This is a genomic window from Sphingopyxis sp. HIX (assembly GCF_001468285.1).
GTDB lineage: Bacteria > Pseudomonadota > Alphaproteobacteria > Sphingomonadales > Sphingomonadaceae > Sphingopyxis.
The window spans coordinates 65,931-81,653 of sequence record NZ_LNSB01000003.1; the positions used below are offsets into that span (position 1 = coordinate 65,931).

Below are 15,723 nucleotides of genomic sequence, written 5' to 3' on the forward strand. Positions count from 1 at the left end.
ACCCCAACCCTCCCCTAAAGGGGAGGGGGTTTCAGCCCTTCAACGTCTCGAACGGCACGTCCTTGTCCATGCGCACCTCGCCCGGCATGCCGAGCACGCGTTCGGCGATCTGGTTGCGCAGCACCTCGTCGGCACCGCCCGCGATGCGCATCACGGTCGAATAGATATAGTCATACTGGACGTCGCCGGTCGCGGTATCGCCCACTTCGGGCGCGATGCCGGCGAGGCCGCGCAGTTCGAGCGCGAGGCCGTTGGTCTTCTGGTAGCGGCCGGCATAAGCGAGCTTGACCATGCCCGCGAGCGCGCCAGGGTTCTCGCCCTTCGACACCATCGTGCGCAGCCGCGCCTGGAAGAAGCGCTCGCCCTGTTCCTCGGCCAGCGCCTCGGCGAGCTGCTGGCGGATCGCGCGATCGTCGAGCATCGTGCCGCCATAGCCGTCGGGGGTGGACGCGGCATAGTCGATCAGCGGCTCGACCCCGCTACGATGCGCGCCCGAGCCGAGCCGTTCGCCCATCAGGACGGTCATGCAGCACGCCCAGCCCTCGCCCTCGGCGCCGAGGCGATTGGCGTCGGGGATGCGGACGTCGGTGAGGAAGGTCTCGTTGAACTCGCTCGCGCCCGAGATCTGGCGGATCGGGCGCGTCTCGATCCCCGGGGTCTTCATGTCGACGACGAAGAAGGTGAGCCCCTTGTGCTTGGGGACGCTCGGATCGGTGCGCACGACGAGGATGCCCCAGTCGGTGAGATGCGCCCAGCTCGACCAGACTTTCTGGCCGTTGACGATCCAGTCGCCCGAGCCGTCGCCCGCGCGCACCGCCTTGGTGCGCAGCGCCGCGAGGTCGGAACCCGCCGAGGGTTCGGAGAAGAGCTGGCACCAGGTGATGTCGCCCTTCAGCGTCGCCTCGATGAAGCGCGCTTTCTGTTCGTCGCTGCCGTGCCTGGCGATGACGGGCAGCGCCATGCCGGTGCCGATCGAGGTGAAGGGCCCCTTGGGGAGATGATATTTGCCCTCTTCCTCGGCGAAGATCACTGCTTCGGGTCCCGATAGGCCGCGCCCGCCGAGCGCCTTGGGAAAGGTCAGGCCGGACCAGCCGCCGGCGTAAAGCTCGCGCATCCAGGCGCGGCCACGGTCGGCTTCCTCGGTGTCGGGAATCTTCTCGCCCGGCTTGAGCACATGCGCGGGGGCGTGGGCGGCGAGCCAGGCGCGGGCTTCGGCGCGGAAGGCGGCTTCTTGCGCATTGTCGTTGAAATCCATCTTACGCCGCCTTTCCCTGGCTGCCGGGCTGCGCGTTCAGCAGGCGGTCGGCCCAAAAGCCGCGGTTGCCGAGATGCACGGCGAGCATCCGCTCGCGCCGGTAATAGAAATGGCAGTTCGCCTCGAAGGTGTAGCCGATGCCGCCGTGGACCTGGAGGTTCTCGCGCGCGGCGAGTTCGAGGCATTTGATGCCCGAAAGGCGCGCGGCGGCGGCGGCGGCGGGGAGATCGTCGGGCGACGATTCCGCCGCCCAGCCGCCGTAATAAGCGTTCGACCGCGCGAGCTCGGTCGCAACCGCGACATCGGCGAGCTTGTGCTTGATCGCCTGATAGCCCGCGAGCGGACGCCCGAACATCTGGCGCTCCATCGCATAGTCGCGCGCCATATGGAGGCAGGCTTCGGCGGCACCGACAGCCTCGAACGCGGCCTGCACCGCGGCTTGATCGATCAGCCGGTCGAGCTTGCCGGTGCCGGGCATAGCCTCGGCGGCGGCATCGGCGAAGTCGAGGCGGTAGTGGGCGCGGAGTTGGTCGAAGCTGTCAAGCTTGGTGCGGGTCACGCCGGGCTGGTCGAGTTCGACGAGCGCGAAGCCGCCGCCCGCGACGAGCACGACCGCGACATCGGCGATGCCGGCATCGGCTACCGGCGACTTGCTGCCGCTCAGCTTGCCTCCCGCCAGCGTCGCGCCCGTTGCGAACACCGGGCCCGGCCCCTCGGCATAAGCGAAGGTCGCGATCGACTCGCCGCTCGCGAGCTTCGGGAGCCACGCCGCCTTCTGCGCCTCGCTGCCCGCGAGCCGGATCGCTTCGGCACTGAGAATGATCGAACTCGTGAAGGGCACCGCGGCATTGGCGGCGCCGAGCGCCTCCATGATGACGCCGAGGTCGAGCGCGCCGAGGCCGAGGCCGCCATGCTCTTCGGGGATCGCAGCGCCGAGGAAACCCATTTCGGCGAGCGCGCGCCATAGCGGCTCGTCCCATTCGGCGCCCGAGTCGATCAGCGAACGCAGCCGGTCGAAGGACGACAGATCCGAAAGCAGCGCGCGGGCTTGCTCGCCGAGCATTTTCTGTTCATCGCTAAGGTCGAAATTCATCGCAGGCCTTGCCCCTCCATATCGGTCTGTGTCATAGCGAGTTGTATAACTAGGTCAACCATGACAAGTGCGCGGAGAGGAAGCACCCATCATGCAATATGAAACCATCCTGGTCGATGTCGCCGATCATGTCGCGACGATCACGATCAACCGCCCCGAGGCGATGAACAGCTTCACCAAGCGGATGATGGACGAATTCGAGCATCTGTGGAAGTGGATCGGCAGCAACGACGACGTGCATTGCTGCGTGTTGCGCGCGGCGCCGGGCAAGGCCTGGTGCACCGGGGTCGACGTCAAGGAATCGCAGAAAGAAGGCGGCACCGTCGTCGACCTCGCCAACATCTGGCACTGCGAGGATCCGGGCAATTATCTCGGCCCCAAGTCGATGAAATGCTGGAAGCCGGTGATCGCCGCGGTGCACGGCATGGCAGCGGGCGGCGCCTTCTACTGGCTCAACGAGAGCGACATCATCATCTGTTCGGAAGAGGCGACCTTCTTCGATCCGCATGTGACGTACGGGATGACGAGCGCACTCGAGCCGATCGGCATGACCTATCATATGCCGCTGCACGACGTGCTGCGCATGGTGCTGCTCGGCAATGACGAGCGGATCGGCGCGGGCACCGCGCTGCGCATCGGGCTGGTCAGCGAGATCACGACGCTGGAGGAGCTGTGGCCGCGCGCCGCCGAGCTTGCGGCGACGATCGCGGCCAAGCCGCCGGCGGCGACCGCGGGATCGGTCAAGGCGATCTGGGAATCGCTCGACCTCCCCCGCTCGGTCGCGCTGCAACAGGGCCTCAAATATTGCCAGATCGGCAATCCGGTCGGCGTGCCGCAGGTCGACCGCGCCGCGCTGATGGCCGACAAGGCGAAGAAATTCACGGTGCGATAGCCGTAGCGTCAACTACTGCTTGACGTTTACGTCAACGTCCGGTTGGATGGTCTCAACATATAGAGGGTGAGGACTCGAACGCGCATGTCGATTCTGTACGACGAGGGCCAGCAAGCGATCGCGACGGAATCGCGGCGCGTGCTCGAAGCCCGGGTAAACAAGGACGAGCTGCTGCCGCTGCTCGAAGTCACCGGCCAATATCACGACGGTTTCTGGAACACCGCGAAGGAACAGGGCTGGACCGCCCTCGCCCTTCCCGAAGCCTATGGCGGGCTCGACCTCGGGCTCGTCGAGCTCGGGCTGATCGCGCATCAGGCGGGCCGCAGCCTGAGCGGCGCGCCCTTCCTCACCGGCAGCTTCGGCGCCGCGAAAGCGATCGAGCTTTACGGCAGCGACGAGCAGAAGGCGAAATATCTGCCCGGCCTCGCGAGCGGCGAGACCATCGGGGCGGTCGCCTTCGCCTCGGGATCGAGCGCGCTGCCCGTGCTGCCGAGCGTGACGGTGACCGACCATCAGTTGAACGGCACCAAGACCGGCGTCGCGGGCGGGCTCGCGGCCGACGTCGCGGTCGTTTACGCCAATGGCCCCGGTATGCCGGCGCTCGTCGTCGCCGACCTGTCGAAGGTGACGCGAAACGCGATCGACAGCTTCGACAACAGTCGCCTCTATGCGGACCTTGTGTTCGACGCGACCCCGGTCGAAACGCTGGTCGTCGGCGGCGCGGCGCGCGATGCGGCGCTGCATATCCTGGCGCTGCAGGCCGTCATCACCGCGCACGAACAGACGGGCGGCGCCGAGGCGATGATGGAAATCGCGCGCGACTATGCCGTGACCCGCCGCGCCTTTGGACAGGTGATCGGCGCCTTCCAGTCGATCAAGCATCGCATCGCCGAGCTTTACGGCTTCGTCGAACTCGCGCGTGCCAATTGCATCCATGCGGCATCGCGCGAGGGACAGGCCGATTTCATCACCGCCGCAGCGGCCGCGCGCATCTCGGCAACCGAGGCCTATGACAGTGCCTCGCGCGACTGCGTGCAGATCCACGGCGGCATGGGCGTGACGTGGGAGCTGGGGCTCCACCTCCACACCCGCCGCGCGCGCAGCCTCGCCATCGAACAGGGCAATCTCCTGTTCTGGGAAGACATCCTCGTCGACCGCCTGACCGGAGAAGCTGCATGAGCGATCTCGACGCCTATCGGACCAAGGCCGCGGCCTGGCTGGAATCGATGGTCCCGACCTATGGCAAGGAGGCCCGCAAGGGCCTCAGCGTCGAGGAGGATCTGGCGGTCGCACGCCAATATCAGCGCGCCAAGTTCGACGCGGGCTATGCCGGGATCAACTGGCCGACCGAATATGGCGGCCAGGGGCTCGGCCATCTCGAAAAGGTCACCTTCGACACCGAAGAGATGAAGCACGGCTTCCCCAGCTTCTATTTCGGCATCTCGCTCGGCATGCCGATCCCGGTGCTGATGCAGTTCGGCAGCGACCAAGCGTTCGTCAAGGAACGCGTGCTCAAGGCGCTGAAGGGCGAGGAAATCTGGTGCCAGCTCTTCTCCGAACCCTCGGGCGGATCGGACCTCGCAGGCCTGCGCACAAAGGCCGAAGTCGACGGCAATGGCTGGAAGATCAACGGGCAGAAGATCTGGACGAGCTGGGCGCAATATTGCGACTATGGCGTCATCGTCGTGCGCACCGACCCCAATGTGCCCAAGCACAAGGGACTGACTTACTTCTGGGTCGATATGAAGGCGCCGGGCGTCACCGTGGTGCCGATCAAGCTTGTCGGCGGTGACAGCCACGTCAACGAAGTCTTTTTCGATGATGTGAAGATTACCGACGATCACCGCATGTCGCCGGTCGGCGGCGGCTTCGCGGTCGCGATCGCGACGCTGATGATCGAACGTTATGTCGCGACTGACAGCGCAGGGTTCGGCCCGCACCTCGACCTGTTCGTCGATCTTGCGAAAGACACCGAACTCAATGGCAAGCCCGCGATCGAGGACGGGCGCATCCGCCAGCAGATCGCGCGCAACTATGCGATGCGGAGCGGCCTGCAGTCGATCACCGCGCGCGCGATGGCGATGATGCAGGCGGGCATGGTCCCGGGGCCCGAGGGCTCGCTCAACAAGCTCGTCGCGGTGCGCTCGCGCCAGAAGCTTTCCGAACTCGCGATCGACCTGCAGGGGTCGGGCGGCTTCCATTATGACGACCATGCCTCGCAAAAGGAAAATTGGACGTCGAGCTGGATCAACGCCCCCACCGGCCGCATCGCCGGCGGCTCGGACGAGACCTTGCTCAACACCATCGCCGAAAAGATCCTCGGCCTGCCGCAGGACCATCGCCCCGACAAGGGCGTGCCGTTCAACCAGATCCCGGCCTGAGGAGGCGCGCGCATGAAGATCGACAATGATATCGCAGCCGTCGTCACCGGCGGGGCCTCGGGCCTCGGGCGCGCGACCGCCGAGGCGCTCGCCGCGGCGGGGGTAAAGGTCGCGATCTTCGACATCAACGATGCGCTCGGCGAAGAGGTCGCGGCGGCGATCGGCGGGTTGTTCGTCCATGTCGACATCACCGACGAGCAGTCGGTGCTCGACGGCTATGCCAAGGCGCGCGCCGCGCATGGGCAGGAGCGCGTCTGCGTCCATTGCGCGATGACCTCGCGCCGCGGCAAGACGCTCGCCTTCGACAAGGCGAGCGGCAGCTTCCGCCGCACCCCGACCGAGGATTATGCCTACGGCGTCGCGGGCATTTTGACCGCGAGCTACCGCATCGCCTCGATCTCGGCCGAGGGCATGGCGACCTTGCCCGAACTCGAGGACGGCGAGCGCGGCGCGATCATCCTCACCGCCTCGGTCGCGGCACAGGACGCGCAGATCGGTCAGGTCATCTATGGCTCGGCCAAGGCGGGGGTGAACGGGCTGGTGCTGCCAATGGCGCGCGACCTGATGGACCTCGGCATCCGCGTCAATTCGATCATGCCCGGGGTATTCAAGACCCCGCTCGTCGCGAACCTGCCCGAGCCGGTGCTCGCCAGCCTCGGCGCGTCGGTCCCCTTCCCCAAGCGGCTCGGCAAGGCCGAGGAATATGCCAGCCTCGCGATGGAGATGGTCCGCAACAGCTATTTCAACGGCCAGGCCGTCCGGTTGGACGGCGCGATCAGAATGGCCCCGCGCTAGTCCCCAAAGCTCCCCTCGAAGAAGGAAACCTGTGATGACCGAAGCCTATATCATCGACGCCGTCCGTACCCCGCGCGGGATCGGCAAGCCCGGCAAGGGCGCGCTCTCGCACCTCCACCCGCAGCATCTCGCCGCGACGGTGCTGAAGGCGATCAAGGACCGCAACAATCTCGACACCGCGACCGTCGACGACATCGTCTGGTCGACCTCGACGCAAAAGGGCAAGCAGGGCGGCGACCTCGGTCGCATGGCCGCGCTCGCTGCGGGCTATGACACCAAGGCCTCGGGCACCACGCTCGACCGTTTCTGCGGCGGCGGCATCAGCAGCGTCAACTTCGCCGCCGCGTCGGTGATGTCGGGTATGGAAGATTGCGTCATCGCCGGCGGCACCGAAATGATGAGCTACACCGCGCAGATCGGCGCCGAGGAAGCCAATGCGGGCCTCAAGCCGCTGGGCATGGGTTCGGGCAACGCCGCGCTCGACGCAATCCACCCGCAGTCGCACCAAGGCGTGTGCGGCGACGCAATCGCCGCGAAGGAAGGCATCAGCCGCGAAGCCGTCGACGCGCTCGCGCTCGTCAGCCAGCAGCGCGCCGACCGCGCGATCAAGGAGAACCGCTTCGCCAAGTCGGTGGTCCCCGTCTATAACGAGGACGGCAGCGTCGCACTCGACCGCGAGGAATTCCCGCGTCCCGAAACCACCGCCGAGGGGCTGGCCGGGCTGAAGGCGAGCTTCGGCGCGCTCGCCGATTTCGACCTCGGCGGCGGGGTGACCTTTAAGAAGCAGATCCAGCGCCGCTATCCCGACCTCGAATGGGAAGGCGTCCACCACGCCGGCAACTCGTCGGGCGTCGTCGACGGCGCTGCCGCGCTGCTGCTGACCTCGAAGGATTATGCCGACAAGCATGGGCTGAAGCCGCGCGCGCGCATCGTCGCTTACGCCAACCAGGGCGATGATCCGACGCTGATGCTCAACGCCCCGGTGCCCGCAGCGAAGAAGGTGCTCGAAAAGGCGGGCCTCAACACCGACGACATCGACGTCTGGGAAATCAACGAGGCCTTTGCCGTGGTCGCCGAAAAGTTCATCCGCGACCTCGACCTCGACCGCGAAAAGGTGAACATCAACGGCGGTGCGATGGCGCTCGGCCACCCGATCGGCGCCACCGGCTCGATCCTGATCGGCACCGCGCTCGACGAACTCGAACGCTCGGGCGGGCGCTATGGCCTCGTCACCATGTGCGCCGCGGGCGGCATGGCGCCGGCGATCATCATCGAACGGATCTGAGGATCAGAGCGGGCCTTTCCTCCCCCTTCCCGCTTGCGGGAGGGGTCGGGGAAGGTCTGTTTATGGCGCTTAGCCCGTCGGACATGCCCTCCCCTAGCCCCTCCCGCAAGCGGGAGGGGAACTGGCTCAGAACGGCCCGCGCACCGCGATCGTCCGCGCGGGGTTGTAGAGATTCAGGAACAGCGTCTGGCCATCGGGCGCGAAGCAGACGCCCGATACTTTGGTCGCCGCGCTCACCCGCGCGAAGGGATAGACCTTCCCCTCGGGCGTCACGCCGCGCAGCCAATTGTCGGGGCGGCTGCCGCGCCGGTCCTCGCACACCATCAGGTCGCCGTTGGGCGCGACGCTGAGATTGTCGCCGAAGCTGAAATGCCGAGGGTCGGTCGTTTCGACGAACAATTGCAATTGCCCCGGTCGCGCCGCCTCGGCCGCGGTGCCTTCGGCGCGCGACGGGCGATAGCGCATGATCTGCCCGCGGCGCGCCGGACCGCCCGAGGTGCAGGTGAAATAGATTTCGCCATCGCCGCTGTGCACGCCCTCGCCGCGCGCGAAGATCGTGGCACCGGCCCGCGCACCGCGTTTGCACAGATCGTCCCTGGGGCTTTCGACGTCGTCGAGGTCGATCCAGCGGACATCGTGCCAGCCGCCGGTCGCCAGTACCGGCCGCGTCCAGTTGCGTGTATCCGATAGCGCCGGGTCGACCAGCGCCAGCGCCTGCAGCCGCCCGCCCCTGTGGAGCTCGCCCGGCACCGCGGGCAGGAAGCGGTAGAAGAGGCTGTCCTGCCGGTCCTCGGTCATATAGACCGCGCCGCTCGCGGGATCGACGACCGCCGCCTCGTGATTGAAGCGGCCCATCGCCTTGATCGGCGCGGCGCTGACCAACCCGCCCGGTGCGACGGGGATTTCGAAGACCCAGCCATGGTCTTCCTTGTGTTTCCCGCCGGCGCGCGAGACGTCCTCTTCGCAGCTCAGCCAGGTGCCCCACGGGGTGATGCCGCCCGAGCAATTGTAGATGGTGCCGACGAGCGAGAGATATTGCTCCTCGACGTCGAGGCTTACGGGATCGAGGATGATCGTCGAGACGCCGCCCGGCAGCGCCTCGCCGCTGCCGCCGCGGTAGCAGTCGAACGCCGCGGCGTCGCCGCTGGTCCCGACCGGGCATGCGCCATGCTCGAGCTCGTCGGTGCCGAGTTCGTGGTTGCGCATCAGGCAGAGGCGCCCGTCGGGCAAGGTCGTGCAGCCCATGCCGTCGGCGCTGTTCGGTACCTGCCGCCCGTCGCTCATCGTCTGGCCGAATTGCGAGACGATCTTGTACGAAAAGCCCTTCGGCAGATCGAGGACGCCCGCGGGGTCGGGGATAGGCGCACCGAAGCGGTTGGCGTCGGCGAGCATCGCGGCGGAGACATGGCGGCCGTGGAGCGCAAGGCCGGCGAATGCGGTGGCGATCAGCCCCCTGGCGAAGCCGCGGCGATCGAGAGCGATGGATGCCCGTTCCATGGCCGCGCGATACGCTCATGACGTGACAGGCAGATTGCGGAAGTCTGACATTTTGACAACAATTTGAAGTTCGCCGGCACATTAGTGCAACATTCGGTATCGCGAAATTTGCGGGTCCGGAGGCACAATTCGGACGGCAAAGAAATCCTTTCCATCCTAAGGGTCCTTGGCCCTTGCGCTGCCCTTTTCGCACCGGCATGGCCGAGGGGACATATTGGGAGAAAAGACATGGCAGGTCCGCTTCAGGGTATCCGCATCATCGAATTCGCCGGCATCGGCCCCGGCCCCTTCTGCGGCATGATGCTCGCCGATCATGGCGCCGAGGTCATCCGCATCGATCGCCCCGGCGGCTTCATGGACCCGCGCGATCCCTTGTCGCGCAATCGCACCTCGATCGCGCTCGACATGAAGAATCCCGACGCGGTGCAGATCGCCCGCGACCTGTGCAAGAGCGCCGACGGCATCATCGAGGGCTATCGCCCCGGCGTGATGGAGCGGCTGGGGCTCGGGCCCGACGTGCTGCTCGGCGACAATCCGAAACTCGTCTATGGTCGCATGACCGGCTGGGGCCAGTTCGGTCCCTATGCGCAGGCAGCCGGCCACGACATCAATTATATCTCGCTGTCGGGCGTGCTCCACACGATCGGCCTTGCCGGGCAGAAGCCCGTGCCGCCGGTCAACTATGTCGGCGATTTCGGCGGCGGCGGCATGATGCTGGCGTTTGGCATGTCGAGCGCGCTGCTCCACGCGGCGAAGACCGGCGAAGGCCAGGTCATCGACTGCGCGATGACCGACGGGTCGGCCTTGCTCGCGGGCATGAGCTGGTGGTTCCACGGCGCGGGCATGATCAAGGACGAAGCGGGCGTGAATCGCCTCGACGGCGGCGCCCCCTATTACGACACCTATACTTGCAGCGACGGCAAGTTCATCTCGATCGGGTCGATCGAGCCGCAATTTTACGCGCTGCTCCGTGCGAAGACCGGGCTCGACGCCGACCCCGCCTTCGACGTGCAGGACGACCAGGAGAATTGGCCTGCCAAGAAGGTCAAGGTCGCCGCGCTGTTCGCGACCAAGACGCGCGACGAGTGGTGCGAATTGATGGAAATGACCGACGTCTGCTTCGCGCCCGTACTGTCGCTGACCGAAGCGCCGCATCACCCGCACAATGTCGAGCGCGAGACCTTCGTCACCGTCGCGGGCGTGCCGCATCCGGCTCCCGCGCCGCGCTATTCGGCGACGGTCAACGACACCCCGCGCGCGGCGCCCGTCCCGGGCAGCGATGGCGACGCGGTTCTCGCGGGGCTCGGCTACGACGCGGGCAAGATCGCGGCATTGCGTAGTGGCGGCGCGGTGCGCTGACCTTGCAAGGAGGGGCCGCGAGGCGTAGCCTGCTGCGGCCGATAAGGAGAGAATAATGGGCGAATTTCTGAGCGTCGAGCGGCGCGGCAAGATCGCGATCCTGACGATGATCAAGCCCGAGAGCATGAATGCGATCGGCACCCACGAAGATTGCGACGACATCATCGACACGATGCGCGACCTGGGGGCCGACCGCAGCGTCAGCGCGATCATCCTGACCGGCAGCGGCAAGGCGTTCAGCGCCGGCGGCAACCTCAAGGGCATGCAGGACCGGCAGGGCATCGGGGTGCTCGACCAGCCCGATTCGACCCGCGCCAATTACCGCCGCGGCGTGCAGGCGGTGATCCGCGCGCTAATGGACTGCGAAGTCCCGATGATCGCGGCGGTCAACGGCCATGCCATCGGGCTCGGCGCCGACCTCGCCTGCACCTGCGACATCCGCATCGCGGCCGCGAGCGCCAAATTCGCATGCAGCTTCATCAAGGTCGGCATCGTTCCCGGCGACGGCGGAGCCTGGCTGCTGCAGAAGATCCTCGGCTATCCGCGCGCCGCCGAGCTGTTCCTGACCGGCGATCGCTTCGACGCAGCGCAGGCGAAGGAATATGGGCTGGTCACCGAGGTGGTGCCCGGCGAGGAACTGCTGGACCGCGCCATCGCGATCGCCGAGCGCATCGTGTGCAATCCGCCGCGTGCCCTCAGGCTCACCAAGCGGCTGCTCCGCGAAGCGCAGCACAGCCGGATGAGCGACATCCTCGAGCTGAGCGCCGCCTATCAGGCGATCGTCCACGAAACCGCCGACAACCGCGAGGCGATCAACGCCTTCGTCGAGAAGCGCCCCCCCGTTTTCACAGGAGACTGATCATGCTCGCCGAGCGCGTCCTGCCGCTGTCCGGCATCCACAATTTCCGCGATTACGGCGGCTATGACGTCGAGGGCGGCGGCAAGCTGCGGAGCGGGACGCTGTGGCGCTCGGCGCATCATGTCGAGGCGAGCGACGACGATCTGGCGGTGGTCGACGGGCTGGGGATCGAGACGGTGATCGACCTGCGCGGCGACGACGAGCGCGAGGTGCATCCGTGCCGCCGCAGCGATAATTTCAGCGCGCGCGTGCTGTTCGCAGGCGGGGTGACCGCGGGGCTGGCGCCGCACCTGCAGGCGGCGGGCGGCGCGATCGACGTCGCGACGGCGCGCGAGCGGATGATCGATACCTATGCCGGCATGCCGTACCGCCCCGCGCTGGTCGCGACGCTGCGGCTCTACCTGTCGGCGCTCGCCGAATATGATGCGCCGAGCCTGGTCCACTGCGTCGCGGGCAAGGACCGCACGGGGTTCGCGGTGGCGGTCGTCCACCGGCTGCTCGGCGTCCATGAGGACGATCTGATGCAGGACTATCTGCTGACCAACAGCGCGGGCAAGATCGACGAGCGCATCGCGCAGGGCGCGGCGCACATCCGCGCACGCTACGGCGCCGAGATCCAGGAAGATGCGATCCGCGCGCTGATGTCGGTCAACCCCGCCTTCCTCGACGCCGCGCTGGCGACGGTGCGCCGCGACCATGGCGATGTCGCGACCTATGCCGAAGCGGTGCTGAACCTGACGCCCGAGATGCACGAGGCGATGGTGGACCGGCTGGTCGTGTAAAAGGGCTGTCCCCCGCCTTCGCGGGGGCGAGGACTCCTCAGCTGCCCTTCACCAGCACCCCTCCCTTGACCACGGCGTCGACGTTCTCCAGCTGGCGTACATCGGCGAGCGGGTCACCATCCACCGCGATGATGTCGGCGTAGCGGCCGACCGCGATCGCCCCGACGTCCTTTTCGCGCACCAGCGCCTGCGCCGCGTTGCGCGTCGCGGCTTGAATGGCCTCGAGCGGGGTCATGCCGTACTGGACCATGACCTTGAACTGGCCGCCGACCAGCGCGTGCGGCATCACGCCGGCGTCGCTGCCGAACACCATGCGCACGCCAGCCTTGTGTGCTTTCCGGAAATTGTCGCGCTGGATCTGCGCGATCTCGCGATCCTTGCGGAGGTTATCCTCGAGCACGCCATTCTTCGCGCCCTCGGCCTGGGTGTAGTCGGTGTTGAAGATATCCATCGAGAACCACACGGGACGCTTGCGCGCCACCGCCATGCGGATGCCCTCGTCGTCGACCAAGCTCGCATGCTCGATCGTGTCGATCCCCGCGGCGATCGCGGCCCGAATGCCCTCGGCGCCGTGCGCATGCGCCGCGACCTGCAGCCCCCATTGATGCGCCTCGTCGGCGACCGCCTTCAGTTCATTTTCGGGCACCTGCAGCTGGCCGGGTTCGGTGTTGCGCGAAAAGACGCCGCCGGTCGCGCAGATCTTGATCACTTCGGCGCCATATTTGCGCTGGCGGCGGACCTGGTAGCGCAGCTCGTCGGGGGTATCGCCGATGCCCTCCTTCTTGGCGTCCTCCTTCTCGAAGCTCGGCGGGAAGAAGGTCGAATCGCAGTGGCCGCCGGTCGCGCCGAGCGCGTAACCCGCACCGATGATCCGCGGGCCGACGGCGTAACCCGCGTCGATCGCCTGCTTGAGCCCGATGTCGTTGCGTTCGGACGAGCCGACGTTGCGGATCGTCGTAAAGCCCGCGTCGAGCATATCGCGCGCGTTCTTGACCGCGGTCATGCCCCAGAAACTGTCGGTGAATTCGAGGCCGTTATAGCCGCCGATGTCGGCGGGGCCGTCGATATGGACGTGCATGTCGATGAGGCCCGGCAGCAGGGTCTTGTCGCCGAGGTCGATATGCTTGACATCCGATCCCCAGCGCACGGTGCGTGCGTCGGCGATGCTCGTGATGCGCCCGTCGGGACCGACGAAGATCGCGGGATAGTCGACCGTCTTGCCGGTCAGCACGTCGATGTAGCGCGCGGCGGTGATGACGCTGTTGCCGCCATCCTGTGCCTGTACCGACGTCGCCAGAAGCGCCGCCGAGCCGAGCGCGATTCCCCGCAGAAAACTGCCGAACTTCATTCGCGATTGCATGATCTCTCCGCCCTGTTGCTGGTGCCCGGTAACTGGATGGCAAATCAGGACTTATTAGGACAGCGGAATCTTGTACCGCGCCAGATAGTCGTAATCGGGACGGCACGCGTCGGCCACCGCCTGCCCCTGCGCATCGAGGTCGGGCACGGGCTTGTCGGGCGCCCCGAAGCCGGTGCTGGTCATCACCGCGTCGTACCAGTGCGACGCCCAGATGCCGTCGGTGGCGCGCAGCCCCGCCTCCCAGTGCAGCATCGCAGGATCCCAGGCGATGCCGAGCGCGGCGCACAGCTTCGCCAGCATCGCGGGCGGGTCGCGAAGGATGTCGGCGCTGTCGATCACCGGCGGCGCACGGCCGAGCCGGTCCGCCTCGCGGTCGAAGAACTCGACCTGCTTGTCGGTGCCGAGATGATCGGGGCGCACCATCACGCGCTTCGCGGCATAGCTCGCCACGACGCGCGCGGGGTCGCGGATGAGGAAGGCGTGGCGGAGGCCCGGCAGGTCGTGGTGCGCGATCGGCCCGACCATGTGATGCGCCATATGCTTCTGGTACCAGATCGGCGTGCCGGCGGGGTTGGGGCCGGTCATGGCGCGCGCGACGCCGGACCAGTCGCAGTCCATCGAGGCCATCACCTGATCCATCATCGGCTGCGGATCGCCGGTTTCCTTGAGATAGGCGCCGTAGAAGGGTTCGTCGCTGACGTGGCTGTCGGCACGCGCGTCGAAGCTGCGCATCATCGCGGTCGACAGGTTGCGCGGACCCGACCACATGGCGATGCGGATGCAGTCGGGCATGCGTCAGGCCTGACCCGAAATATCGCGCTCGATCAGCGCCTTGTAGAGGGTCTGCAGCCGCTCGACCATCGGCCCCCTGCCCTCGGTCAGCTTGCGCCCGTCGATCGTGTGCGCGGGAACGACGCCCGCGAAAGTGCCGGTCACGAATGCCTCCTCGGCGCCATAGACGTCGGTGAGCGAGAAATTCTTTTCGAACACCGAGATGCCATTCTCGCGGCAGAGGCGGATGACGTTGGCGCGGGTGATGCCGCCGAGGCAATAGTCGCCGCTCGACGTCCACACCTCGCCCTTGCGGACGATGAAGAAATGCGTCGAGTTGCAGGTGGCGACGAAGCCGTGCGGGTCGAGCATCAGCCCTTCGTCGGCACCTGCCTGCGCCGCCTGGATGCAGGCGGTGATGCAGTTCAATTTGCTGTGCGAATTGAGTTTCTGGTCCTGCACCGCGGGGTCGCCGCGGCGGACGTGGACGGTGAAGAGCGTCAGCCCCTTTTCGACCGTCGCGGGCAGCGGGTCCTTATGCTCGGCGATGATGACGATCGTCGCGGGCGAGACCACGACGCGCGGGTCCTGGTACGGCGTCGAGCGGATACCGCGCGTCACCATCAGGCGGATGTGGCAGCCGGTCATCCGGTTCGCCGCGATGGTGTCGTCGAGCCGCTGGATCAGCGCCTCGCGCGAAATCCCGATATCCATCGCGATCGCCTTCGCGCCCTCGAAGAGGCGGTCGAGATGCTGCTCGAGGAAGGCCATGCGGCCCTTGTGGACGCGAATGCCCTCCCACACCCCGTCGCCGAGCATGAAGCCGCTGTCGAACACCGACACCGTCGCCTCGGCGCGCGGCACGAGCGTGCCGTTGACGTTGATCAGGATCGCGTCGTTGCGCGGGTCGGGGACGAAATCGTGGGTGCCTTGAGCCATGCGGCGACACTAGCCGCCGCGGCGGGCCTGTCGAGGGGTCAGACGCCCTTGCGCCCGAAACCGCCGGGGCGCGGCGCCGGGCGCTCGAGGTCGCTTCCGGCCGGCGGTGGGGTTTCGCGGCGGCTCATGTAGCTGGCGAAGGCGGCGTCGGCGTCGAACCCTTCGGTCGGCAGGTCGTCGCCGATGTCGAGATTGGCGCCCGGCACGCGGTTGCTGCCCGATGCGACGCGGATCATCCTGACCAGCGGGCCGATGAGGAAGAGCAGCCCGACGATCGCGAGCCCGAGCACGGTCGGACCGAGCCCGATGCCGACGATACCCTCCATCGACCCGCCGCCAACGCCCATGAAATGCCAGAGGAAGAAGCCGATATAGGCGACGGGAATCAACGCCAGGAGCCAGCCGATGAAAGCGCGCATGCGAAATCCTCTTCCTTGTGCGGAAAAGGCCCTAGC

15 protein-coding genes are annotated in these 15,723 nt (G+C 66.8%); 8 read left to right on the top strand and 7 right to left on the bottom strand.

The features are described 5' to 3' along the window. Positions 1–31: 31 nt before the first annotated feature. Together ATE62_RS02560 and ATE62_RS02565 are read right to left on the bottom strand one after the other, a co-directional pair. Positions 32–1,255 carry an acyl-CoA dehydrogenase family protein gene (locus tag ATE62_RS02560; protein WP_058807588.1) on the bottom strand — a complete coding sequence of 408 codons (1,224 nt, stop codon included), beginning with the start codon at positions 1,253–1,255 and terminating at the stop codon, positions 32–34. A 1-nt stretch (position 1,256) separates the two neighbouring features. Beyond that, the gene (locus ATE62_RS02565; protein ID WP_058807589.1) at positions 1,257–2,348 is read right to left on the bottom strand and encodes an acyl-CoA dehydrogenase family protein; all 1,092 of its coding nucleotides are present in this window, start codon (positions 2,346–2,348) and stop codon (positions 1,257–1,259) included. A 91-nt stretch (positions 2,349–2,439) separates the two neighbouring features. Here ATE62_RS02565 and ATE62_RS02570 point away from each other — a divergent pair, with 91 nt between their 5' ends. The 5 genes from ATE62_RS02570 (at position 2,440) to ATE62_RS02590 (ending at position 7,701) form a co-directional block, all read left to right on the top strand. Continuing rightward, a complete protein-coding gene (locus tag ATE62_RS02570) occupies positions 2,440–3,240 on the top strand; it encodes an enoyl-CoA hydratase/isomerase family protein (RefSeq protein WP_058807590.1) in 801 nt (266 codons plus the stop codon). A gap of 84 nt (positions 3,241–3,324) precedes the next feature. Beyond that, positions 3,325–4,419, top strand: coding sequence for an acyl-CoA dehydrogenase family protein (locus ATE62_RS02575; RefSeq protein WP_058807591.1), 1,095 nt, complete (start codon positions 3,325–3,327; stop codon positions 4,417–4,419). Then, a complete protein-coding gene (locus ATE62_RS02580) occupies positions 4,416–5,621 on the top strand; it encodes an acyl-CoA dehydrogenase family protein (RefSeq protein WP_058807592.1) in 1,206 nt (401 codons plus the stop codon). The genes ATE62_RS02575 and ATE62_RS02580 overlap by 4 nt, the downstream gene beginning before the upstream one ends. A 12-nt stretch (positions 5,622–5,633) precedes the next feature. Continuing rightward, on the top strand, positions 5,634–6,416 hold the full coding sequence (locus ATE62_RS02585) for an SDR family NAD(P)-dependent oxidoreductase (RefSeq protein WP_058807593.1): 783 nt from the start codon (positions 5,634–5,636) through the stop codon (positions 6,414–6,416). Between the two features lie 34 nt (positions 6,417–6,450). Then, positions 6,451–7,701 (top strand): acetyl-CoA C-acetyltransferase, encoded by a 1,251-nt coding sequence (locus tag ATE62_RS02590; protein WP_058807594.1) that lies wholly within the window; start codon positions 6,451–6,453, stop codon positions 7,699–7,701. A gap of 126 nt (positions 7,702–7,827) precedes the next feature. Here ATE62_RS02590 and ATE62_RS02595 read toward each other — a convergent pair whose 3' ends face one another. Next, the gene (locus ATE62_RS02595; protein WP_058807595.1) at positions 7,828–9,198 is read right to left on the bottom strand and encodes an alkaline phosphatase PhoX; all 1,371 of its coding nucleotides are present in this window, start codon (positions 9,196–9,198) and stop codon (positions 7,828–7,830) included. 228 nt (positions 9,199–9,426) lie between these two features. Between ATE62_RS02595 and ATE62_RS02600 the strand changes: the two genes are divergently transcribed. The 3 genes from ATE62_RS02600 to ATE62_RS02610 are packed head-to-tail and all read left to right on the top strand — an operon-like array spanning position 9,427 to position 12,198. Then, positions 9,427–10,557, top strand: coding sequence for a CaiB/BaiF CoA transferase family protein (locus tag ATE62_RS02600; protein WP_058807596.1), 1,131 nt, complete (start codon positions 9,427–9,429; stop codon positions 10,555–10,557). 55 nt (positions 10,558–10,612) lie between these two features. After that, the gene (locus ATE62_RS02605; protein WP_058807597.1) at positions 10,613–11,416 is read left to right on the top strand and encodes a crotonase/enoyl-CoA hydratase family protein; all 804 of its coding nucleotides are present in this window, start codon (positions 10,613–10,615) and stop codon (positions 11,414–11,416) included. A gap of 2 nt (positions 11,417–11,418) precedes the next feature. Continuing rightward, a complete protein-coding gene (locus ATE62_RS02610; RefSeq protein ID WP_058807598.1) occupies positions 11,419–12,198 on the top strand; it encodes a tyrosine-protein phosphatase in 780 nt (259 codons plus the stop codon). 37 nt (positions 12,199–12,235) lie between these two features. On the opposite strand, the gene ATE62_RS02615 is transcribed toward ATE62_RS02610, so the two are convergent. From ATE62_RS02615 to ATE62_RS02630, 4 genes are read right to left on the bottom strand one after another with little or no spacing between them, the layout of a single operon-like run. Continuing rightward, complete coding sequence (locus ATE62_RS02615) at positions 12,236–13,558, bottom strand: Xaa-Pro dipeptidase (RefSeq protein WP_058807599.1); 1,323 nt, start codon at positions 13,556–13,558, stop codon at positions 12,236–12,238. 54 nt (positions 13,559–13,612) lie between these two features. Further along, a complete protein-coding gene (locus ATE62_RS02620; RefSeq protein WP_058807600.1) occupies positions 13,613–14,350 on the bottom strand; it encodes a hypothetical protein in 738 nt (245 codons plus the stop codon). Between the two features lie 3 nt (positions 14,351–14,353). Beyond that, a complete protein-coding gene (locus ATE62_RS02625; RefSeq protein ID WP_058807601.1) occupies positions 14,354–15,268 on the bottom strand; it encodes an aminotransferase class IV in 915 nt (304 codons plus the stop codon). 38 nt (positions 15,269–15,306) lie between these two features. Continuing rightward, complete coding sequence (locus ATE62_RS02630; protein ID WP_058807602.1) at positions 15,307–15,687, bottom strand: hypothetical protein; 381 nt, start codon at positions 15,685–15,687, stop codon at positions 15,307–15,309. Between the last annotated feature and the right edge of the window lie 36 nt (positions 15,688–15,723).